The organism is Gordonia sp. NPDC003429 (genome assembly GCF_053588575.1).
In genome coordinates, this window is the sequence record NZ_JBSFQF010000017.1 from 1 (window position 1) to 20,556 (window position 20,556).

The 20,556-nt window shown below is 67.6% G+C and carries 21 protein-coding genes; 13 read left to right on the forward strand and 8 right to left on the reverse strand.

What is annotated here, in order from left to right; translation table 11 throughout:
* A partial coding sequence (locus ACWDSI_RS17130; RefSeq protein WP_449757268.1) for an alanine:cation symporter family protein occupies positions 1-539 on the forward strand: 539 nt, incomplete at its 5' end.
* Here the strand turns inward: ACWDSI_RS17130 and ACWDSI_RS17135 are convergent.
* From ACWDSI_RS17135 to ACWDSI_RS17155, 5 genes are read right to left on the reverse strand one after another with little or no spacing between them, the layout of a single operon-like run.
* Positions 502-1,230: a sirohydrochlorin chelatase gene (locus ACWDSI_RS17135; RefSeq protein WP_449745047.1), complete on the reverse strand. Its 729-nt coding sequence runs from the start codon at positions 1,228-1,230 to the stop codon at positions 502-504. The genes ACWDSI_RS17130 and ACWDSI_RS17135 overlap by 38 nt on opposite strands.
* Positions 1,227-2,537 (reverse strand): sulfate adenylyltransferase subunit 1, encoded by a 1,311-nt coding sequence (locus ACWDSI_RS17140; protein WP_449745046.1) that lies wholly within the window; start codon positions 2,535-2,537, stop codon positions 1,227-1,229. The genes ACWDSI_RS17135 and ACWDSI_RS17140 overlap by 4 nt, the downstream gene beginning before the upstream one ends.
* The gene (gene cysD / locus ACWDSI_RS17145; RefSeq protein WP_449745045.1) at positions 2,537-3,490 is read right to left on the reverse strand and encodes a sulfate adenylyltransferase subunit CysD; all 954 of its coding nucleotides are present in this window, start codon (positions 3,488-3,490) and stop codon (positions 2,537-2,539) included. Before cysD ends, ACWDSI_RS17140 begins: the two co-directional genes overlap by 1 nt.
* On the reverse strand, positions 3,487-4,263 hold the full coding sequence (locus ACWDSI_RS17150; protein WP_449745044.1) for a phosphoadenylyl-sulfate reductase: 777 nt from the start codon (positions 4,261-4,263) through the stop codon (positions 3,487-3,489). The genes cysD and ACWDSI_RS17150 overlap by 4 nt, the downstream gene beginning before the upstream one ends.
* A complete protein-coding gene (locus tag ACWDSI_RS17155) occupies positions 4,260-6,017 on the reverse strand; it encodes a nitrite/sulfite reductase (RefSeq protein ID WP_449745043.1) in 1,758 nt (585 codons plus the stop codon). Before ACWDSI_RS17155 ends, ACWDSI_RS17150 begins: the two co-directional genes overlap by 4 nt.
* 331 nt (positions 6,018-6,348) lie before the next feature.
* Here ACWDSI_RS17155 and hemW point away from each other — a divergent pair, with 331 nt between their 5' ends.
* Positions 6,349-7,572, forward strand: a complete 1,224-nt coding sequence (hemW, locus tag ACWDSI_RS17160; RefSeq protein WP_449745042.1) for a radical SAM family heme chaperone HemW — start codon at positions 6,349-6,351, stop codon at positions 7,570-7,572.
* A gap of 7 nt (positions 7,573-7,579) precedes the next feature.
* Here the strand turns inward: hemW and ACWDSI_RS17165 are convergent, their stop codons facing one another.
* The gene (locus tag ACWDSI_RS17165; RefSeq protein WP_449745041.1) at positions 7,580-8,050 is read right to left on the reverse strand and encodes a MarR family winged helix-turn-helix transcriptional regulator; all 471 of its coding nucleotides are present in this window, start codon (positions 8,048-8,050) and stop codon (positions 7,580-7,582) included.
* An 80-nt stretch (positions 8,051-8,130) separates the two neighbouring features.
* Here ACWDSI_RS17165 and ACWDSI_RS17170 point away from each other — a divergent pair, with 80 nt between their 5' ends.
* A complete protein-coding gene (locus ACWDSI_RS17170; RefSeq protein ID WP_449745040.1) occupies positions 8,131-9,198 on the forward strand; it encodes a substrate-binding domain-containing protein in 1,068 nt (355 codons plus the stop codon).
* Here ACWDSI_RS17170 and ACWDSI_RS17175 read toward each other — a convergent pair.
* Complete coding sequence (locus tag ACWDSI_RS17175; RefSeq protein WP_449745039.1) at positions 9,186-10,274, reverse strand: AAA family ATPase; 1,089 nt, start codon at positions 10,272-10,274, stop codon at positions 9,186-9,188. The genes ACWDSI_RS17170 and ACWDSI_RS17175 overlap by 13 nt on opposite strands.
* 251 nt (positions 10,275-10,525) lie before the next feature.
* On the opposite strand from ACWDSI_RS17175, the gene ACWDSI_RS17180 reads away from it, so the two are divergent.
* The gene (locus ACWDSI_RS17180; protein WP_449745038.1) at positions 10,526-11,563 is read left to right on the forward strand and encodes an aliphatic amidase; all 1,038 of its coding nucleotides are present in this window, start codon (positions 10,526-10,528) and stop codon (positions 11,561-11,563) included.
* Positions 11,564-11,582: 19 nt separating this feature from the next.
* On the opposite strand, the gene ACWDSI_RS17185 is transcribed toward ACWDSI_RS17180, so the two are convergent.
* Complete coding sequence (locus ACWDSI_RS17185; RefSeq protein WP_449745037.1) at positions 11,583-12,029, reverse strand: type II toxin-antitoxin system VapB family antitoxin; 447 nt, start codon at positions 12,027-12,029, stop codon at positions 11,583-11,585.
* A gap of 153 nt (positions 12,030-12,182) precedes the next feature.
* Between ACWDSI_RS17185 and hrcA the strand changes: the two genes are divergently transcribed.
* From hrcA to era, 9 genes are all read left to right on the forward strand, one after another.
* Complete coding sequence (hrcA, locus tag ACWDSI_RS17190; RefSeq protein ID WP_449757269.1) at positions 12,183-13,217, forward strand: heat-inducible transcriptional repressor HrcA; 1,035 nt, start codon at positions 12,183-12,185, stop codon at positions 13,215-13,217.
* 66 nt (positions 13,218-13,283) lie between these two features.
* The gene (dnaJ, locus tag ACWDSI_RS17195) at positions 13,284-14,441 is read left to right on the forward strand and encodes a molecular chaperone DnaJ (RefSeq protein ID WP_449745035.1); all 1,158 of its coding nucleotides are present in this window, start codon (positions 13,284-13,286) and stop codon (positions 14,439-14,441) included.
* Between the two features lie 30 nt (positions 14,442-14,471).
* On the forward strand, positions 14,472-15,221 hold the full coding sequence (locus ACWDSI_RS17200; protein ID WP_449745034.1) for a 16S rRNA (uracil(1498)-N(3))-methyltransferase: 750 nt from the start codon (positions 14,472-14,474) through the stop codon (positions 15,219-15,221).
* A gap of 7 nt (positions 15,222-15,228) precedes the next feature.
* The gene (locus tag ACWDSI_RS17205) at positions 15,229-16,017 is read left to right on the forward strand and encodes an alpha/beta hydrolase family protein (protein ID WP_449745033.1); all 789 of its coding nucleotides are present in this window, start codon (positions 15,229-15,231) and stop codon (positions 16,015-16,017) included.
* A 139-nt stretch (positions 16,018-16,156) separates the two neighbouring features.
* Positions 16,157-17,251 carry a PhoH family protein gene (locus ACWDSI_RS17210; protein WP_449745032.1) on the forward strand — a complete coding sequence of 365 codons (1,095 nt, stop codon included), beginning with the start codon at positions 16,157-16,159 and terminating at the stop codon, positions 17,249-17,251.
* Entirely contained in the window at positions 17,248-17,826 is a 579-nt protein-coding gene (gene ybeY, locus ACWDSI_RS17215) for an rRNA maturation RNase YbeY (RefSeq protein ID WP_449745031.1), read from the forward strand. Before ACWDSI_RS17210 ends, ybeY begins: the two co-directional genes overlap by 4 nt.
* A complete protein-coding gene (locus ACWDSI_RS17220) occupies positions 17,823-19,244 on the forward strand; it encodes a hemolysin family protein (protein ID WP_449745461.1) in 1,422 nt (473 codons plus the stop codon). The genes ybeY and ACWDSI_RS17220 overlap by 4 nt, the downstream gene beginning before the upstream one ends.
* Positions 19,245-19,294: 50 nt before the next feature.
* Positions 19,295-19,630: a cytidine deaminase gene (locus ACWDSI_RS17225; RefSeq protein WP_449745030.1), complete on the forward strand. Its 336-nt coding sequence runs from the start codon at positions 19,295-19,297 to the stop codon at positions 19,628-19,630.
* A complete protein-coding gene (gene era / locus ACWDSI_RS17230; RefSeq protein WP_449757270.1) occupies positions 19,630-20,544 on the forward strand; it encodes a GTPase Era in 915 nt (304 codons plus the stop codon). The genes ACWDSI_RS17225 and era overlap by 1 nt, the downstream gene beginning before the upstream one ends.
* Positions 20,545-20,556 lie beyond the last annotated feature (12 nt).

Sequence of the window (20,556 nt, forward strand, 5' to 3'; positions counted from 1 at the left end):
ATTTCGACACGTTTCTGATCTGCTCGATCACCGCGTTCATCATCTTGGTCTCCGTGCCCGATCTCGGCACGGCCTCCAAGGGTATCGGCCTGACCCAGGGTGGGCTGGAATCGGCGCTGGGATCGTGGACCCACGTCGCGCTGAGCATCATCGTTTTCCTGTTGGCGTTCTCCTCGATACTCGGGAATTACTACTACGGCGAGTCCAATATCGAGTTCCTGGGGGCACACCGCGCGATGCTCACCGTCTATCGCGTTCTGGCGGTCCTTGCGGTATTCGCGGGTTCGGTGGCCTCGTCGGATCTGGTGTGGAACCTGGCCGACGGCATCATGGGCGTGATGGCGCTCATCAATCTCATCGCCATCGCGTTGCTGTCCGGCATCGCATTCAAGCTGCTCGCCGACTTCACGCGTCAGCGGCGGGCAGGGCGCGATCCCATCTTCACCCGCGATCGGCTTCCCGAGGTGGGTGGCGTCGAATGCTGGGAGGACGAGGATACGGTCACCGGACCGATGAACGCGGTGTCTCCCGCCGGCTGAGGCCTCGGGCGTACGCCTCGGCGACAGCGGATACCAGTTGCGGGTGTGCGCCGATCGGTCCGGCCACCAATGCGCCTGGGGCCCAACGGTCCAGGGCGTTCTCGACGCGTTCGGTGAGCAGCCCTGCGGACAGGAAGTAGGGACTGAGAACGATGCGGGTGCACCCGGCCGTGTGCAGGCGACGAATCGCGGTGCGCAGCGCGAGGTCTCCGGTGCCCAGCCGGGTCCCGAACACGACGTCCACCGGATGGTGAAGCATGGTGGACAGCTCGATGGCGCGACGTCGGACCATCGAGGCCGCCGACGGGTTCGTGGACCCGACCGCGGTCAGCACGATACCGTCGCCGCGGCGCAGACCCGCTTCGCGCAATCGGTCGGCCAGGGCTGTGGTGAGCCCGTGTGCACCGACGACGTCGGTGCACACCACCGGATGAGTGGCGTGTTCTCGCACGATCGAGGGAACATCGACCTCACTGTGGTGGCCGGGTGCCAACAGCAGCGGCACGACGACGGCTGCTCCCGACATCCGCGCCAGTGCCTCGGAGGTCAGCGGCCGGTCGAGGTCCAGGTACGACAACTGCACGTCGACCGCGGGTAACCGCTCGGCCACCGCCGCCCGAACCCGCCGGGCGGTGTCGGCGAAACGCGGATCGCGGGAGCCGTGGGCCACCAGCAGCAGTGCCGGTGTCACACCAGCTCTTTGAGGTGCAGCGTCGACAACGCGTCACCCACCAGCCCGGCCGCCAGGGTGTTGCCGCCCTGCGGGTCGATCAGCAGAAAGCTGCCCGACTCGCGACTGACCTGGTAATCGTCGGCCGGAATCGGCTCGGCGGTCTGCACAGAGATCCGTCCGATCTGGTTGAGCTCCACCGTTTCCGGGACCTCCACCAGTGTCAGATTCTGTTCGTCGAACAGCGCATCGAGACCACCGACGATCGCTTGGGTGGTCTTGGTGCCGTGCTTGAGCAGCAGCCGCGCGCCGGGACGCAACGGCTTTTCGGCGAGCCAGCAAACCGTCGCGGTGAACTGCTGCACGGGTTCCGGTGCGTCGGAGACCCCGGCGATCACGTCGCCGCGCGAGATGTCGACGTCGTCGGCGAGCAGCAGTGTCACGCTGCGGCCGGTGTGCGCGGTGGCCATCGGGCCGTCGGCGGTGTCGATCTGGGTGACGGTGGTGCGGCTACCCGACGGCAGCACCACGATCTCGTCGCCCACCGATACCCGGCCGGCGGCGATCTGACCGGCGTAGCCGCGATAGTCGGGGAACTCGGGCGTCCGCGGACGGATCACGTACTGCACCGGGAATCGCAGACCGACCTCGTCGTGGCGTTCGGTGGCATTGGGCACGGTCTCGAGGTGCTCGATGAGTGTGGGGCCGTCGTAGAACGGGGTGTTGGCCGAGCGGGTCGCGACGTTGTCGCCGTGTAGCGCCGACACCGGGATCGCCTGCACCTGCTCGGGTGTCCAGCCCAGCGACCCGGTGAGCTCGGCGAACTCGGCCGAGATCTCGGCGAACACGTCGGCGGCACTGTCCACCAGGTCGATCTTGTTGACCGCCAACACCAACTGCGGAACACCGAGCAGCGCCATCACTGCGGCGTGGCGGCGCGTCTGGGACACCACGCCGTTGCGGGCGTCCACCAGCAGGATCACCAACTGGGCGGTCGATGCGCCCGACACCGTGTTGCGGGTGTACTGCACGTGACCCGGCGTGTCGGCGAGCACGAATGACCGTGCGGGCGTGGCGAAGTAGCGGTAGGCGACATCGATGGTGATGCCCTGTTCGCGTTCGGCGCGCAGGCCGTCGACGAGCAGCGAGAGGTCGGGCCCTTCGAGGCCGCGGTCGACAGAGGCCTTGGTGACCGCGTCGATCTGGTCGGCCAGAACCGATTTCGTGTCGTAGAGCAGCCGACCCACCAGCGTCGACTTGCCGTCGTCGACGCTGCCTGCGGTGGCGATGCGGAGCAGATCGGGAACGTGCCCGAAGGTCGATGCCATCAGAAATATCCTTCGCGTTTACGGTCTTCCATCGCCGCCTCCGACACCCGGTCGTCGCCGCGGGTGGCGCCGCGCTCGGTCAGCCGTGATGCGGCGACCTCGGCGAGCACGGCCTCGTTGGTTGTGGCCTCCGACAGCACCGCACCCGTCGACGAACCGTCGCCGACGGTGCGGTAGCGCACGGAGAGTCGTTGCACCTCTTCGCCTTCGCGGGGTCCGCCCCACGAGCCGGCCGTCATCCACATGCCGTCCCGCAGGAACACCTCACGCTGGTGCGCGTAGTAGATCGGTGGCAGCAACACCTGCTCGCGGCTGATGTAGCGCCACACGTCGAGTTCGGTCCAGTTCGACAGCGGGAACACCCGCACGTGCTCACCCGGGGCGTGACGCCCGTTGTACAGATTCCACAGCTCGGGACGCTGCCGCTTGGGGTCCCACTGTCCGAAGGCGTTGCGCAGCGAGAAGATCCGCTCCTTGGCGCGTGAACGCTCCTCGTCGCGGCGGCCGCCACCGAACACCGCGTCGAACCGGTTCTCGGTGATCGCGTCGAGCAGCGGAATGGTCTGCAGCGGGTTGCGCACACCGTCGGGACGTTCGGTGAGGCGACCATCGGCGAGGTAATCCTCGACCTTGGCCACGTGCAGGCGCAGGTTGTGGCGCTCGACCACCTCGTCGCGGAACTGCAGCACCTCCGGCAGGTTGTGTCCGGTGTCCACGTGCAGCAGCGAGAAGGGCAGGGGTGCCGGCCAGAACGCCTTGAGCGCCACGTGCAGCAGCACGGTGGAGTCCTTGCCGCCGGAGAACAGGATCACCGGTCGCTCGAATTCGCCTGCCACCTCGCGGAAGATGTGGATGGCCTCGGATTCCAGCGCGTCGAGCGTGGTGAACTCGTCTGCGGTCTCGCGGGACGAGGTCTCGGGCGACGTGCCGGTGGTGGAGTCGGTGAGAGTCATGCGTGCAATCCACATTCTGTCTTGGCGCGACCGGCCCAGCGGCCGCTGCGCGGATCGGATCCGGGTTCGGGTTTGGCGGTGCACGGTGCGCAGCCGATCGACGGGTACCCCTCGTCGACCAAAGGGTTGACCAGTACACCGTGGGAGTCGATGTAGTCCTGCATTGTCTCGTCCGACCACGGCGCGATCGGGTTGATCTTCACCAGGCCGAAGCCCTCGTCGAAGGAGATCAACGGCGCGTTGGCCCGGGTCGGCGCCTCCACCCGGCGAATACCGGTGACCCAGGCGTCGTATCCGGAGAGTCCGGCCCGCAACGGCATCACCTTGCGCAGTCGGCAGCACTCTCCCGGGTCGCGGGCGAACAGGTTGCGGCCCAACAGTTCATCTTGCTGGGCCACGCTGTGTTCCGGAGTCAGGTTGACCATCTCCACGCCGGGACGGGCGAGGCGTTCGGCGCCGTGGTTGTAGACCTGTTCGACGGCGTCACGGGTACCGATGGTCTCGGCGAAGTGGTAACCGGTGTCGAGGAAGAGGATCTTCACCGCACCGCCCACCAGGTCGCGATCCACGTGGTTGACGGCCAGGTCCACCAGGGCCGCGTCCTGCATGTTGGAGGCCACCACGAAGTTGTCGCCGAAGGTCTCCGCGGTCCAGCGCAGCAGGTCTTCGGGCGATGCCTCGGCGCCGAGTTCGTGGGCGCCGCGTGTGGCGATCTCGCGCAGTTCGTCCTCGGTGAAGCGTCGACCGGTGCGGGCGGTGGTCGTCGTGCTCATCGCAGTGCCTCCTCGTCGGCGCGAACGGCCCATTGTGCGAACCGTTCCCCGTCTTCGCGTTGTGCCACGAAGTTGCGGACGACGCGTTCGATGTAGTCGCCGAGCTCGGTGGACACCACCTTGTGCTGGCGCAGTTTGCGGCCGAATCCGGCGTCCTGGCCGAGGCTGCCGCCGAGGTGGACCTGGAAGCCCTCGGTGGTGGTGCCGTCGGCGTTGTCGACGAGTTGTCCCTTGAATCCGATGTCGGCGATCTGGGCGCGGGCACAGGAATTCGGGCAGCCGTTGATGTTGATCGTGATCGGCACGTCGAGTCCGGCGTTGATGTCGGCCAGCCGCTTCTCGAGTTCGGGCACGAGCACCTGCGAGCGTTTACGGGTCTCGGTGAAGGAGAGTTTGCAGAACTCGATTCCACTGCACGCCATCAGGTTTCGTCGCCACATCGATGGCCGCGCGTTCAGTCCGAGCTCGCCGAGTTCGGCGATCAGCGCTTCCACCTTGTCGTCGGCGACGTCGAGGATCACCAGCTTCTGGTACGGCGTGAAACGGATGCGGTCCGAACCGGCGCGGGCGGCGGCGTCGGCGACCGCGGTCAGGATGGTTCCCGACACCCGGCCGGCGATCGCGGCGAAACCGACGGAGTTGGTGCCGTTCTTGAGTTTCTGCACTCCGACGTGGTCGCGAGGTGCGGTCAGCGGTTCCGGTGCGGGCCCGTCGATCAGCGTGCGGCCGAGGTACTCCTGCTCGAGCACCTCGCGGAACTTCTCCACGCCCCAGTCCTTGAGCAGGAACTTCAGCCGCGCCTTGGTGCGCAGCCGACGGTAGCCGTAGTCGCGGAAGATGCTGACCACGGCCTCCCACACGTCGGGCACCTCGTCGAGCGGCACCCACACGCCGAGTCGTTGCGCGAGCATCGGATTGGTCGACAGTCCGCCACCGACCCACACGTCGAGTCCCGGGCCGTGCTCGGGGTGCTCCACGCCGATGAATGCGATGTCGTTGACCTCGTGCGGCACATCCTGCAGGCCGGAGATCGCGGTTTTGAACTTGCGCGGCAGGTTCGAGTACTGCGGATCGCCGATGTAGCGCCGCACGATCTCGTCGATCGCCGGAGTCGGGTCGAGCACCTCGTCGACGGCCTCGCCGGCGAGCGGGGAGCCCAGGATGATGCGGGGGCAATCGCCGCACGCTTCGGTGGTCTGGAGTCCCACGCCCTCCAGACGCTCCCAGATGGTGGGGACGTCTTCGATGCGGATCCAGTGATACTGGACGTTCTCGCGATCGGAGAGGTCGGCGGTGTCGCGGGCGAACTCGGTGGAGATCTCCCCGAGGGTGCGCAACTGTTCGGCGGTGAGGGCACCCGCGTCGCAGCGCACCCGCATCATGAAGTGGTTGTCCTCGAGGATGTCGATGTTCTCGTCGCCGGTCCAGGTGCCGTCGTAGCCCTGCGCACGCTGCGTGTACAAACCCCACCAGCGCATGCGGCCGCGCAGGTCCTGCTTGTCGATGGAGTCGAAGCCGCGGTGGGCGTAGATGTTCTCGATGCGCGCCCGCACGTTGAGCGGATTGTCGTCCTTCTTGATCTGCTCATTGGGATTGAGCGGTTCGCGATAGCCGAGCTTCCACTGGCCTTCGGCGCGGCGCTTGGCTGGCCGGGGCTTGCGGGCGGGGCGTTCCCCCGTGGCGGATGCGCGGGCCGGACGCTCGGGTGTGGGCTCGGCGTCGGAGGTGGAGGGCGCGTCGGTGGTGGACGTCATGAATACTCCTGGCCGGCGGCAGGCACCGGCGATCGTGGCACGGGCGAGGGGCTGTGCGTGCGGGCATCCCGGGCGCGACGACGCAGGCGAGCGTCATGCATGGAGGGGACCTTCGAGGCCGGCAGCGTCGTCAGATGCGACAGAAAGCGCTGCACACGCGCTTGAGGTCGATGTGGCGCCGCGCGGCGAGCCACACCCCGGGAGAAGTCATGTCACCCATGGTGCCATGCTGACGACGCCCGCGTCTACTTGCGGATACTTTGCGTCACGCTGAGGGAAAGCGCCCGAGCGCGGTGTCCGGGCACGTCGCGCGCATCATGGAGGGCATGTCATGGCGAGGAGAACGGGTGTGGTGACCTCGATCCTTGCCGACGATCTCGCCGCCGTGGGCGGGGCGTGCGCAGACGCCGATCCGGCGACCGCTTTCGGGCTGTACGTCCACGTCCCGTTCTGCGCGACCCGCTGCGGCTACTGCGACTTCAACACCTATACCGCCGGCGAATTGGGTAGTGCGTCGTCGCCGTCGACCTGGCACGACGCGGTGGAACGCGAACTGGATCTGGCCGCCGGGATGCTCGGTGCCGACCGCCCGGTCTCCACGGTGTTCGTCGGTGGCGGCACCCCGTCGCTCCTCGGTGCCGACGGCCTGGCGCGGCTGCTCGATGGGGTGCGTTCACGGTTCGATCTGACCCGTGACGCCGAGGTCACCACCGAATCCAATCCGGAATCCACCTCGCCGGCGTTCTTCGACGGGCTCCTCGAGGCCGGCTTCACCCGCATCTCGCTGGGTATGCAATCGGCGGCGCCGCATGTGCTCGCCGCGCTCGACCGCACCCACAGCCCAGGCCGGGCCGTCGCGGCGGCGCGCGAGGCCGCCGCCGCGGGCTTCGCGCACGTCAACCTCGACCTCATCTACGGCACCCCGGGTGAGACCGACGCCGACCTGGACGTCAGCATCGATGCGGTGCTCTCGACCCCGGTCGACCACGTGTCGGCGTATGCGCTGATCGTGGAGGACGGCACCGCGCTGGCCCGCCGTATCCGGCGCGGTGAGATGCCCGCCCCCGACGACGACGTTCTCGCCGACCGGTACGTGCGACTCGATGAACGGCTGCGCGACAACGGGTTCGATTGGTACGAGGTGTCGAACTGGGCGCGGTCCCCGCAGGCGGAGTGCCGGCACAATCTGGGGTACTGGCACGGTGCCGATTGGTGGGGGATCGGCCCTGGTGCGCATTCGCATGTGAACGGGGTGCGGTGGCACAACGTCAAACATCCGGCGCGGTATGCGGCCGAACTCGCCGCGGGGCGGCTACCGGTGGCGTCCTCGGAGACGTTGACGGCCGCCGACCGTCACACCGAAGAGGTGATGCTGCGGATGCGATGCCGCGACGGTTTGCCGACGTCGGTGCTCGACGCGGACGAGATCGGCGGTGCTCGCCGGCTGTGCGCGGACGGTCTGCTCGTGGCGATCGCCGATCGTTACGTCCTGACCGATCGGGGTCGTCTCCTTGCCGACGGCGTGATCCGAGACATCCTGCTGGCCGGGGAGTGAGTGCGGGTCACCCGACCGTGGGCTCGGAGGCGATGCGCCTCAAGGCATCCTGCAGGCCGACGTATCCTCGCGGGCCGAGCGAGCGCGCGATCTCGTGTTGGGCCGTCCGCTCCGCGTCGGTGATCGGTGCGACCGACCGTCGGCCGCGGGCGCTGAGGAACACCACCACCCGACGCCGGTCGGTGGGATCGGCTCGCCGGTAGACCGTGCCCGAGGACACCAGCCGATCGACCGTGCGGGTACAGGTGGCGGCCGGAAGCACCGCCAGGGTGGCCAGTTCGGTCATGGTGTGGCCGCCGCCGGCGGTGAGTACGCAGATGATCCGCCACTGTTCCGGCGTGATGCGCAGGGCGGCGAGCTCGGCCGACACCCCCGATTCGATCTGACGGGCCGCACGTAGCAACTGCAGCAGCAGAGTGGTTTCCGCCCCGTCGTCGGCTCGCCGGTCGCGCACGTCGGGTGTAGTCTGGCCGCTCATCGTCGATCCGCCCTGCGCATCGGTGCCCACCCGGGTCGACGGACGGTGGAGATGGGGTTCGCGCACGTCAGGGGGGTCCGATGGCGAATCGCGAACGACCTGTCCGGATCGCCTTCGTGGTGCCGCTGACGGGTTCGGCGGGCATCTTCGGCCCGTCGTGCGAGGCTTCGGGCGAGTTGGCCGTTGCCGAATTGCATTCGCGCAGTGGCATTCTGGGTCACGCCGTCGAGTTGATCATGGTCGATGGAGGCCGTGCCCCACAGTTGGTGGCCGCCGAGGTCGCCGCCCTGTGGCATGCCGGCCTTGTCGACGCGATCGCGGGGTGGCACATATCCGCGGTCCGCAAGGCGATCCTGCGACGGCTGGGCGGCCAGGTGCCCTATGTGTACGCGGCGTTGCACGAAGGCGAGTTTCGCACACCCGGGCTGTTCATGACCGGCGAGGCGCCGGAAAGCCAAGTGCTGCCGGGCCTCGACTGGCTCGCGCGCGAACGCGGTGCCCGCCGGTGGTGTGTGGTCGGCAACGACTACGTGTGGCCCCGGCAACTCGCGGGCCGGGCGGCAGTGCATCTCGCCGGCGCCGGCCTGACCCACCTCGGGTCGATGTTCCTGCCGCTCGGTATCGGCGACTTTTCCGGCACATACACATGGCTCGAGATGTGCGGCGCCGACGCGGTTCTGGTGCTGCTCGTCGGCGACGACGCGGTCCGGTTCGGTCGAGGGTTCGCCCGCCGCGGACTCGATCAGGTGATGCTGCGATTCAGCCCCATCCTCGAGGAGAATCAAGTGCTCGGCATGGGTGCCACCGCGACCTCCAACATGTATGCCGCCGCAGGGTTCTTCGATTCCCTCGTCACGAGCGAAACGGTAGACTTCGCCGGTCGTTACCACCGACTGCACGGGCCGGATGCGCCCGTGCTCAACAGCATCGGGCAGTCCTGTTTCGACGCGATCACCGTACTCGCCGAATTGGCCGACCGGGCAGGCTCGTTGACGGTGTCGGGCATGGAGCGTGCCGCGGCCCGCGTCGTGGTGGAGGGTCCTCGTGGGGCGCTCCATCTCGACGGGGGGACAACCGATCAGGACGTGTACCTCGCCGTTGCCGACCAACTCGATCTCGACGTGCTCGCGCGTATTCATGTGGCCTGACCGTCGGGCGCGGTCGGTCCGGTCCCGCCATCGGCGGGGCCGGCCGAGACCACGATCGCTCCCGCACGCACCGACGCATGCAGGTGTAGTGGGCCGTCACCGGGGGTGCTGCCGACGATCGCCTCGGCGATCGGCGCATGCAGGCCCAGGCGTATGGTGCGGTGCAGATTTCGTGCACCGTACACCGGGTCGAACCCCGACTCCGCGAGGTGCGCTCGGAGCTGCGGGTCGGCGTCCCAGGTGATGCCACGGGTACGCAGGCGGTCGGTGAGGCGGCCGAGTTCGAGATCGACTATCGCCGCGGCGGTGATCTCGTCGAGGGCATCGAAACGGACGATCTCGTCGAACCGGTTGTAGAGCTCCGGGTCGAAGAAGTCCTCCACCGCGCGGAGCACCGGATCGTCGGCCGGCGACGCGCCGCGGCGACGTGTCCACCATCGCCTGCCGAACTCGCCGCGATGACGTGATGCGATCTCGGCCGACCCGAGGTTCGATGTGAGCAAGACGATCGCGTTGCGGAAATCGATGGTCGAGGTGCCCGCGGTGAGGCGCAGGGTGCCGGTGTCGAGGATCTGCAGCAGCGAACGCAGCACCGTCGTATGGGCCTTCTCCACCTCGTCGAACAACACGATTCCGGGGCGAGAGATGTTGCCCTCCACCAGCTCCCGGTCGAACAGCGTGTACTGTTCCTTGGCACCCGAATAGCCCGGCGGTGCGCCCGAGAGGGAGGCCGCGTAGTGCTCCTGGGCGAGTGAGTTCATGTCGATGCGACACAGCTTGTCGGGGTCTCCGGTGATCTCGGCCGCCAGCCGCCGCGCCAGTTCGGTCTTGCCGACTCCGGTGGGCCCGACGAACAGCAGCGAGGCGATCGGCCGGTGGGGGTCACGGATGCCCGCGGCGGCGATCGTCAAACCGCGAACCACCGCCTCGATCGCGTGATCCTGTCCGATGATGGCCGACTCGAGGTTTGTCTTCAGGCGCTGCGGCGATGTCGCCCGCCCCATCCGGAACGATCCCGAACCCGCGGTGGGGCCGGAGTTCAGGTCGTTGACCTTGGAAGACAGATACCCCGACACGTCCCATCACCTCCGCACCGACCGTGCATTCTTCCGACGAACTGTTTCCGAATGAAAGCAGAAGAACGCGACATGCGCACGCCGTCGCGCGTGCTCGGAGATCGAAGCGCGCCTCAAAACCGTGTCATGTCACCGGGTTCACACGTCATGGCAATCCGCGCGTAACGGTGCGGGGATTAACCTGGCATCTCAGATGCTTCCGAACGGAAGTAATTGACTGGTCCGGTGCACACCGGTCGAGAGGAGTACGCATGCGACACGGAGACATCTCGTCGAGCCCGGACACCGTCGGCGTGGCAGTGGTGAACTACAAGATGCCGCGGCTGCACACGAAAGCCGACGTCCTCGACAACGCCCGCAAGATCGCCGACATGGTGGTCGGCATGAAGACGGGTCTGCCGGGGATGGATCTCGTTGTCTTCCCGGAGTATTCGACGATGGGCATCATGTACGACACCGAGGAGATGTATGCGACCGCCGCGACCATTCCCGGCGACGAGACCGACATCTTCGCCAAGGCGTGTCGTGACGCGAAGACGTGGGGGGTGTTCTCGATCACCGGCGAACGCCACGAGGATCATCCCGCGAAGCCCCCGTACAACACGCTGGTCCTGATCAACGACGAAGGCGAGATCGTGCAGAAGTACCGCAAGATCCTGCCGTGGACTCCGATCGAGGGGTGGTATCCCGGTGGGCAGACCTACGTCACCGACGGCCCGAAGGGGCTCAAGATCTCGCTGATCATCTGCGACGACGGCAACTATCCCGAGATCTGGCGCGATTGCGCGATGAAGGGTGCCGAACTCATCGTGCGGCCGCAGGGCTACATGTACCCGGCCAAGGAGCAGCAGGTGCTGATGGCCAAGGCGATGGCGTGGGCCAACAACTGCTACGTCGCCGTGGCCAACGCGACCGGTTGGGACGGCGTCTACACATACTTCGGTCACAGCGCCATCATCGGATTCGACGGAAGGACCCTCGGCGAGTGCGGCGAGGAGGACTACGGAATCCAGTACGCGCAACTGTCGTTGTCGACGATCCGCGACGCGCGCCACTTCGACCAGTCCCAGAATCATCTGTTCAAGCTCCTGCACCGCGGCTACACCGGCGTGCTGGCCGGCGGTGACGGTGACAAGGGAGTTGCCGAATGCCCGTTCGACTTCTATCGCAACTGGGTGAACGACGCGCAGGCAACACAGGCCGCTGTCGAGGAGATCACCAGGGACACGATCGGGGTGGCGGAGTGCCCGGTGTACGACCTGCCGTCGGAGAAGACCCTGGAGGTGTGAGAAACCGCCGCCCGGCGGCTCACCAGGCGGGCGGCGGTGCCGACCAACCGGTGGATCGGGCGCCGCGACGGTGCGCGCCACCTCTGCCGGGTGCGTCGGCCCGTGCCGCCGGAATCGGGCCGGTGTCGTCGAGTTGATCCTCCAGTGGCGCGGCCGTCGGGCGCAGATCATAGGCATCGAGATCGAGCAGCCGGGCGTGGATGATGTGCCGGTTGCGTAGCGCCGATCGCACCGCCCGATGCAGTCCGTCCTCGAGATACATCTCCCCGTGCCAGCGCACCACGTGCGAGAACAGGTCGCCGTAGAACGTCGAGTCCTCGCTCAGCAACTTGTCCAGGGCCAACACGGTGGTGACCGTGGTCAGTTCGTCGAGGCGCAGCTGCCGGGGCGGGATCTTGGCCCAGCCGCGATGGGACAGTCCGTGCTCGGGATAGGGCTTTCCCTCCCGCACACCCTTGAAGATCATCCCGGTTTCCTTTTCCGCCCGGCGGCGTCCGTCGAGGCCGACCGCCGGTGACCCGCGACTCGATGCCGCGTGGAGGCCAGGTTTTCGTCGGCCTTTCGTAAGATGGAACCCACCAACTGTATTGCAGAGTTCGTGTCGAGGAGGTGTCAGAGAGTGACGGCGACCGACGATCGGCGGTTCGAGATCCTTCGGGCAATCGTCACCGACTATGTGGACACGCAGGAGCCGATCGGCTCCAAGGCGCTGGTCGAACGCCACCACCTCGGGGTTTCGAGCGCCACCGTCCGAAACGACATGGCCGTTCTGGAGGCCGAGGGTTACATCACCCAGCCGCACACCAGTTCGGGACGCGTGCCCACCGACAAGGGTTACCGGATGTTCGTGGACCGGATCAGCGAGGTCAAGCCACTGTCGTCGGCCGAGCGCCGCGCGATCCTGTCGGTCCTCGATTCCGGCGTCGACCTCGACGACGTGCTGCGCCGGTCGGTGCGATTGCTCGCACAACTCACCCGGCAGGTCGCGGTCATCCAATACCCGGTGCTGTCCGCTGCGACGGTGCGTCACCTCGAGGTGATCACCCTGTCGCCGTCGCGGCTGCTGCTTGTGGTGATCACCGACAGCGGCCGTGTCGAGCAGCGGATGGTGGCCCTTGCCGAGGACCACGACGAGGCGGGTATCGCTCGGTTGCGTGACATCTTCTCCGCAGCGCTGCACGGCAAGCGGCTCGAGGCCGCCTCGGCGGCGGTCGCCGAGGTGGCCAATCAAGCGCCCGAGGACATCCGTGACGCGGTCATCCGCATCGCGACGGTACTGGTGGAGACGCTGGTCGAGCGCGGCGATGACCGGCTGGTCCTCGGTGGTACCTCCAACCTGGCCCGGGCGGCTGCTGATTTCGCGCCGGCCAGCGGTGGCATGGACTCGGTGCTCGAGGCACTCGAGGAGCAGGTCGTGGTCCTCAAATTGTTGGCCACCACCCAGCGGATGGGTCGGGTGACCGTGCAGATCGGGGAGGAGACCATGACCGAGAACCTGCGCGGCACCTCCGTCGTATCCACCGGGTACGGTGCTTCGGGAACCGTGTTCGGCAGCCTCGGGGTGGTCGGCCCCACGCGGATGGACTATCCGGGAACAATCGCCTCCGTGGCGGCCGTTGCGAAATACGTGGGCGAGGTGCTCTCGGAGCGCTGAGCGGGCGCGAACAACGCGCTGAATGGGCGCGAACAAGACGTGTGAGACAAGAGGACCAAGACAAGCGTGGCAACTGACTACTACGGAATCCTCGGTGTGGCAAAAGGTGCCAGCGACCAGGAGATCAAGCGTGCGTACCGCAAGAAGGCGCGTGAACTGCATCCCGATGTGAATCCGAGCGAAGAGGACCGCTTCAAAGAGGTCACCACCGCCTACGAGGTGCTCAGCGACCCGGAGAAGCGGCGCATCGTCGATGCGGGCGGCGACCCGCTCGCCGGTCCCGGTGCCGGCGGTTTCGGCGGCTTCGCCGGCGGCGGGCTCGGCGACGTGTTCGAGGCGTTCTTCGGCTCGGGCAGCGGGTTCGGCGGCGGTGGCTTCGGCGGCGGCCGCGGTCCCCGGGGTCGGGTCCAGCCCGGTGAGCCCGCTCTGGTCGCGGTCGAACTCGACCTCGAGGAATGCGCCGCCGGTGTCAACAAGGAGATCACCGTCGACACGGCGATCCTCTGCGACGTCTGCCACGGATCGGGCACCAATGGTGACTCCAAGCCGGTGACCTGCGACATCTGCAAGGGTGCGGGCGAGATCCAGGCGGTGCAGCGATCGATTCTCGGACAGGTGATGACGGTGCGCGAGTGCCCCACCTGTCACGGCACCGGCGAGGTGATCCCCGATCCGTGCCGCAAGTGTGGCGGCGACGGCCGGGTTCGGTCACGCCGCACCATGACCGTGCGCATTCCGGCCGGAATCGAGAGCGGAATGCGTGTCCGCCTGGCCGGTCAGGGCGAGGTGGGCATGGGTGGCGGCCCGGCCGGTGACCTGTATGTCGAGGTCACCGAGCGTCCCCACGATGTCTTCATCCGCGACAAGGACGATCTGCACTGCACGTTGCGGGTCCCGATGGCCGACGCCGCTCTGGGAGCCGAGTTCGACGTGCCGACCATCCTGGGTGACTCCACCACGGTGGCGATCGCTCCCGGGACGCAGCCGGGTCAGGTGGTCAAGGTGCGCGGTCAGGGCATGCCCCACGTCAACAGCGGGGTCCGCGGCACACTGCACGTCCACCTCGACGTGCACGTGCCGACGAAACTCGACGCCGCGCAGTCCGAGGCGCTGCGCAACTATCGTGCCGGTTCCGGTGAGCAGATCGATCTGGTGACCGCCAGCGCGGCCGCCGCACCCGGAGGGCTGTTCTCGCGTCTACGCAACGCTTTCGCCGGGCGCTGAACCGGGCGCCGACGAGAGAATCGACCGTTTGTGAGCCCGCCGCTGTTCTGGGTCGACGAGGTACCGGCTGTCGGTGCCGACATCGTCTTGCGCGGGGCGGAAGGCCGCCACGCGGTCACCGTGACCCGACTGTCGGTGGGGGAAAACCTCGCCGTCGGAGACGGCAGGGGATCGATCGCGGTGTGTGAGGTGGTATCGATCACCGCCAAGGACACCCTCGTCGCGCGAGCCCATGAATATCGCTTCGTCGATCGGCCGCGTCCGACGGTGACGCTGGTGCAGGCGCTGCCCAAGGCGGAGCGGTCCGAACTCGCGGTGGATCTGGCCACCGAGGCGGGGGTCGATGCCATCGTGCCGTGGCAGGCTGCGCGCTGCGTCGCGCGGTGGACCGGCAAAGCCGACAAGGGTGTGGCCAAGTGGCGTGCCGCCGCGTCGGCCGCAGCCAAACAGAGCCGTCGGCCCTGGATACCCGAGATCGCCGATCTGGCAGGCACCACCGAGGTGAGGACGCGGTGCGCCGAGGTGTCGGCGACCGGTGGTGTCGTTGCCGTCCTGCACGAGCACGGTGCGGTGTCGCTGCGGACCCTGCCGCTGGCCGACGCCACCGCCATCGTCCTCGTCGTCGGACCGGAGGGTGGACTCGACGACAGCGAGATCGCCGACCTCACCGCGCTGGGCGCGCACTCGGTGGTGCTGGGGCCCGAGGTGTTGCGGACGTCGGCGGCCGGCGCGGTCGCGCTCGGCGCGATCGGGGTGCTGACGCAGCGGTGGGCGCGGTGAGAATCTCGTGGTGAAGCGCTGCGCCGTTCACCGCAGCAAGCTCGTCTACGGCTCCGAGCCATCTCAGTTCGGCCATCTCTACCTCGCCGCCGACGTCGCCGACCGGCCCGAACGCATCCGTCCGGTGGTGCTCGTCCACGGCGGGTACTGGACCACCGAATTCGGCCTCACCATCGAGTCGGCGATCGCCCGCCAGTACGCCGAACGAGGTGCATTGGTCTGGAACGTCGAGTACCGCCGCGTGGGCGAACCCGGTGGGGGATGGCCCGCCACGGGGCGCGACGTCGTCGCCGCCATCGAGGCACTCGACGGCCCGGTGCGCGAGGCGCTCGACCCACATGCCGCCGCCGCGGTCGACTGGTCGTCGGTGGCCGTGGTCGGGCATTCCGCGGGTGGGCAGCTCGCGGTGTGGGCCACCGCTCGGCTCGGGGCGCGCACTGCCACCACCCGGATCTCCACGGTGGTAGCCCAGTCCGCCGCTCTCGACCTCGTCGCCGCGGGGCGCACCGGCAGGGAGTCGGTGTACGCGCTGATGGGCGGCGCATACCCCGATATGCCCCAGCGCTACCGGGATGCCTCGCCGATCGAGCAGCCGCGGTTCGACGCCCATGTCGTGGCGATCCACGGTGGTCTCGACACCGCGATCCCGGTGGACGTGAGCCGGCGCTACGTGCAGACGGTGGCGGCCCGCGGTCAGTCCGCGGAACTGATCGTCGTCCCCGACGAGGGGCACGACGCCTTCGTCGACCCCCGCAGCGTCTGCAACAGGCAGACCCTACGCGTGCTCGGTCTGTGACATCCGCGGGTCCGCGACCATTCGCGACGGAATATTGCCTGCTGATCGGCCGTTGGGGAGCGATACACTCGTCTTCAGCGGGCACCCGTTTTCAGCGGGCACCGTCCGAGACCCCAGACCTGCAGGAGTGATTGCATACGTGAGTGATCCCACCCCCGACGTGAACGCGCAGACCAGCGGAACCTCCGGGGGCAGACCTGTGGTCACCGCCAACGTGGAAATCTCTCCCGAGGTGGTATTCGGTCTGCTCGGCGCCAGCGACGTCAACCTGCGCACGCTCGAGCAGCTTCTGCCCGCGTCGATTCACGTCCGCGGCAATCAGGTCACCCTCACCGGCGCGTCGGCCGACGTCGCGGCCTCGGAGCGGGTGATCGCCGAGCTCGTCGACCTGGTGGGACGGGGCACCCCGCTCACCCCCGACCTGGTGCGCCACAGCGTGTCGATGCTGTCGCAGGATTCCGGCGAATCCCCGGCAGAGGTGTTGTCGCTGGACATCATCTCGCGACGCGGCAAGACCATCCGGCCCAAAACGCTGAACCAGAAACGATACGTCGAGGCGATCGACAACCACACCATCGTGTTCGGGCTCGGTCCGGCCGGCACCGGAAAGACCTACCTGGCGATGGCCAAGGCCGTGCAGGCGTTGCAGGCCAAAGCGGTCAACCGCATCATCCTGACCCGCCCGGCGGTGGAGGCGGGCGAGCGGCTCGGATTCCTGCCCGGCACGCTGAGCGAGAAGATCGACCCCTACCTGCGGCCGCTGTACGACGCGCTGCACGACATGATCGATCCGGAGTCGATCCCCAAGCTGATGGCCGCGGGCGTCATCGAGGTGGCACCGCTGGCATACATGCGCGGACGTACGTTGAATGACGCTTTCATCATCCTCGACGAAGCCCAGAACACGACGGGTGAGCAGATGAAGATGTTCCTCACGCGCCTGGGTTTCGGCTCGCAGATCGTGGTCACCGGCGACGTCACCCAGGTGGATCTGCCCGGCGGTGCGCAGAGTGGTTTGCGTTCGGCCACAAAGATTCTCGAGGGTGTCGACGACATCCACTTCGCCCATCTCACCAGCGCCGACGTGGTACGGCACCGGCTGGTCGCCGACATCGTCGACGCCTACGGCCGCGCCGAGGAGGCCAATCGCGGGCCGGGCCGGTTGCGTGACGCCGACCAGATCTCGGGGAATCGCGCGGCACGCCGCGCCGCGACTCAGGCCAGGCGCTCATGAGCATCGAACTGGCCAATGAATCCGGCGTCGACGCACCTGCGGAGCTGATCATCGACGCGGCGCGGTTCGCGGTGATCGCCATGGACGTCAACCCGGCCGCCGAACTGTCGTTGCTACTCGTCGACGAACAGACCATGGCCGACATGCACATGCAGTGGATGGATCTGCCCGGCCCCACCGACGTGATGAGCTTCCCGATGGACGAACTGGTGCCCGGGGGCCGTCCCGACGCCGCCGATCCCGGTCCGGCCATTCTCGGCGACATCGTGCTGTGCCCGGAGTTCGCGGCCCGCCAGGCGAAGGACGCGCGGCGGTCCTTCGACCACGAACTCGCGATGCTCACCATCCACGGGGTGCTGCATCTGCTCGGTTACGACCACGCCGAACCCGACGAGGAGAAGGAGATGTTCGGCCTGCAGAATCGCATCCTGGAGGATTTCTACGCGCAACGTCATCGCGATGCGCAGGATCGTCGACAGTCCCAGCGTGACTCGCGCCTGCTGAGCAACATCGGATTCACCGAGTTGAACACCCCGCCCGGTGGCGGGGACCCCGGCACCTCCGGAGGCACCTGACCGTGCCCACCGACGTGTGGTTCCTCATCCTGGCCGCACTGCTGCTCGCCGCCGCAGGCGTGTTCGCCGCCGTCGACACCGCCGTGTCGACGGTATCGATCGCCAGGGTCGAGGAGATGGCGAAGGAACAGCGTGCCGGGGCCCGGCGCCTGATGTCGGTTCTCGACTCCCGGGCCACCTATGTGGGTCTCGCAGTGTTCCTGCGTGTCGGTTGTGAGACCGCGGCGGTTGCGTTGGTGTCGGTCGTCGCCGTCGACGAGTGGGGAGTCGGCTGGGGGCTGGCTGCCGCCATCCTCGGGATGACCGGGCTCTCCTATGTTGCTGCGGGCGTCGGGCCACGCACCCTCGGCCGCCAGCACGCCTACAGCATCGCGCTCGCCGCGGCGGCGGTACTTCAGGCGGTGGGTGTGTTGCTCACACCGGTCACGCGCCTGCTGATCCTCATCGGTAACGCGCTCACCCCGGGCAAGGGGTATCGCAACGGGCCCTTCGCCACGGAGGTCGAGCTACGCGAGGTGGTCGACCTGGCCGAGGCCAGCGGTGTGGTCGCCGCCGACGAACGCCGAATGATCCAGTCGGTCTTCGATCTCGGCGACACCAACGCGCGGGAGGTGATGGTGCCGCGCACCGAGATGGTGTGGATCGAATCGGACAAGAACGCCTCGCAGGCGATGAATCTGGCATTGCGGTCCGGGCATTCACGTATCCCGGTGATCGGGGAGAACCCCGACGACATCTTGGGCGTGGTCTATCTGAAGGATCTCGCGGAACGGGCGGCCACGGCCGACGGTCTCGCCTCGATCCGGCTGAGTGAGCTGATTCGTCCCGCCGAGTTCATCCCGGACTCCAAACCCCTCGACCGCGTACTCGCGGACATGCAGCGCACCCGCAACCACATGGCGCTGCTCGTCGACGAATACGGCGGTATCGCCGGTCTGGTCACCATCGAGGATGTGCTGGAGGAGATCGTCGGCGAGATCACCGACGAATACGACACCGACGAGGTGGCGCCGGTCGAGGAACTCGGCGACGGCCGCTATCGGGTGTCGGCGCGGCTGCCGGTGGAGGATCTCGGTGAACTCTTCGACATCGACATCGACGACGACGAAGTGGAGACCGTCGGCGGACTCGTGGGCCTGGAACTGGGCCGTGTGCCGTTGCCCGGCGCGTCGGTCACCTCGCACGGTCTGCAACTGATCGCCGAGGGCGGACCGAACCGGCAGGGCCGCCAGCGGATCAGCACGGTGCTGGTCAGCAGGCTCGACTCCGACGATTCGCACGATGACGACGACCGGCCGACCCGCCGCGAGCGAGGGGCGGGCGCGGATCGCGACTCGGATGCGGAATACTCGGGGCCTGATGGTTCGGGACACCACAGGTCGGTCCCGGCCCGCAGCGGTGGCAAGGATCGGCGATGACGGTCGCGAATCAGGGATGACCAGGAAACAGGGATGACCAGGAAACAGGGATGACACAGACGCTCGACGACGAGGATCGCAAGCTGGTCGTCCTCGCCAAGGGTGCGCGGGCGCGCGCCGAATCACGTTCGGGCGCGGCGGTGCGCGACTCGGACGGCCGCACCTACGCCGGCGCCGACGTGGACACGGCAACCCTGGTGCTCTCGGCGCTGCAGGTCGCGGTGGCCGCTGCGCTCTCGAGCGGGGCGTCGGGCTTCGAGGCCGCGGTGATCGTCGGCGGCGACGCCACCGATCCCGGTGTGGCCACGCTCACCGAGATCAGCTCGGATGCCTACCTGGTGATCACCGATGTGGCAGGCGCCGTCGTGAACCGTGTGAGCTCGTGATGACGGCGGAGTTCCGTTCGGGATTCGTCTGTTTCGTCGGGCGCCCCAACACCGGCAAGTCGACGCTGACCAACGCGCTGGTAGGCGAGAAGATCGCGATCACGTCGAATCGGCCGCAGACCACCCGGCACACGATCCGCGGCATCGTCAATCGTCCCGACGCGCAGTTGGTGATCGTCGACACTCCCGGCCTGCACCGGCCGCGCACCCTGCTGGGGCAGCGCCTCAACGACCTGGTGCGGGACACGTACTCCGAGGTGGACGTGGTGGGGATCTGCGTGCCCGCCGACGAGACCATCGGCCCCGGTGACCGCTGGATCGTTTCCCAGGTCAAGGAGATGGCCCCGCGCACAACGGTTCTCGGAGTGGTCACCAAGATCGACCGGGTGACCCCCGATCGGGTGGCCGCACAGCTGCTGGCGCTGAGCGCGCTGCTCGGCGACGGGTGTGAGGTGGTACCCGTGTCGGCGAAGTCCGGCAAACAACTCGACGTGCTCACCGACGTGCTGGTGTCGCTGATGGAACCGGGCCCCGCGTTCTATCCCGACGGGGAACTCACCGACGAACCCGAACAGGTCCTCATGGCCGAATACATCCGCGAGGCCGCTCTCGAGGGAGTGCACGACGAACTGCCGCACTCACTGGCCGTGGTGATCGAGGAGGTGATCCCCCGCGAGGACCGTCCCCCCGACGCGCCACCGATGGTCGACGTGCACGCGATCCTCTACGTCGAGCGCGACAGCCAGAAGGGCATCATCATCGGGCACAAGGGTGCCCGCCTCAAAGAGGTGGGCACCGTCGCACGCGCCCAGATCGAACGGCTGCTGGGGGTCAAGGTCTACCTGGATCTGCACGTGAAGGTGGCCAAAGACTGGCAGCGTGATCCGAAACAGTTGGGCCGCATGGGATTCTGACGAGAGGATCGA

Bases quoted from the DNA above. Each gene is read 5' to 3' on its own strand.
- ACWDSI_RS17140 (WP_449745046.1), bottom strand. From the start codon at position 2,537: ATGGCATCGACCTTCGGGCACGTTCCCGATCTGCTCCGCATCGCCACC.
- cysD (WP_449745045.1), bottom strand. From the start codon at position 3,490: ATGACTCTCACCGACTCCACCACCGGCACGTCGCCCGAGACCTCGTCC.
- ACWDSI_RS17150 (WP_449745044.1), bottom strand. From the start codon at position 4,263: ATGAGCACGACGACCACCGCCCGCACCGGTCGACGCTTCACCGAGGAC.
- ACWDSI_RS17155 (WP_449745043.1), bottom strand. From the start codon at position 6,017: ATGACGTCCACCACCGACGCGCCCTCCACCTCCGACGCCGAGCCCACA.
- hemW (WP_449745042.1), top strand. From the start codon at position 6,349: ATGGCGAGGAGAACGGGTGTGGTGACCTCGATCCTTGCCGACGATCTC.
- ACWDSI_RS17165 (WP_449745041.1), bottom strand. From the start codon at position 8,050: ATGAGCGGCCAGACTACACCCGACGTGCGCGACCGGCGAGCCGACGAC.
- ACWDSI_RS17170 (WP_449745040.1), top strand. From the start codon at position 8,131: ATGGCGAATCGCGAACGACCTGTCCGGATCGCCTTCGTGGTGCCGCTG.
- ACWDSI_RS17180 (WP_449745038.1), top strand. From the start codon at position 10,526: ATGCGACACGGAGACATCTCGTCGAGCCCGGACACCGTCGGCGTGGCA.
- ACWDSI_RS17185 (WP_449745037.1), bottom strand. From the start codon at position 12,029: ATGATCTTCAAGGGTGTGCGGGAGGGAAAGCCCTATCCCGAGCACGGA.
- ybeY (WP_449745031.1), top strand. From the start codon at position 17,248: ATGAGCATCGAACTGGCCAATGAATCCGGCGTCGACGCACCTGCGGAG.
- ACWDSI_RS17225 (WP_449745030.1), top strand. From the start codon at position 19,295: ATGACACAGACGCTCGACGACGAGGATCGCAAGCTGGTCGTCCTCGCC.
- era (WP_449757270.1), top strand. From the start codon at position 19,630: ATGACGGCGGAGTTCCGTTCGGGATTCGTCTGTTTCGTCGGGCGCCCC.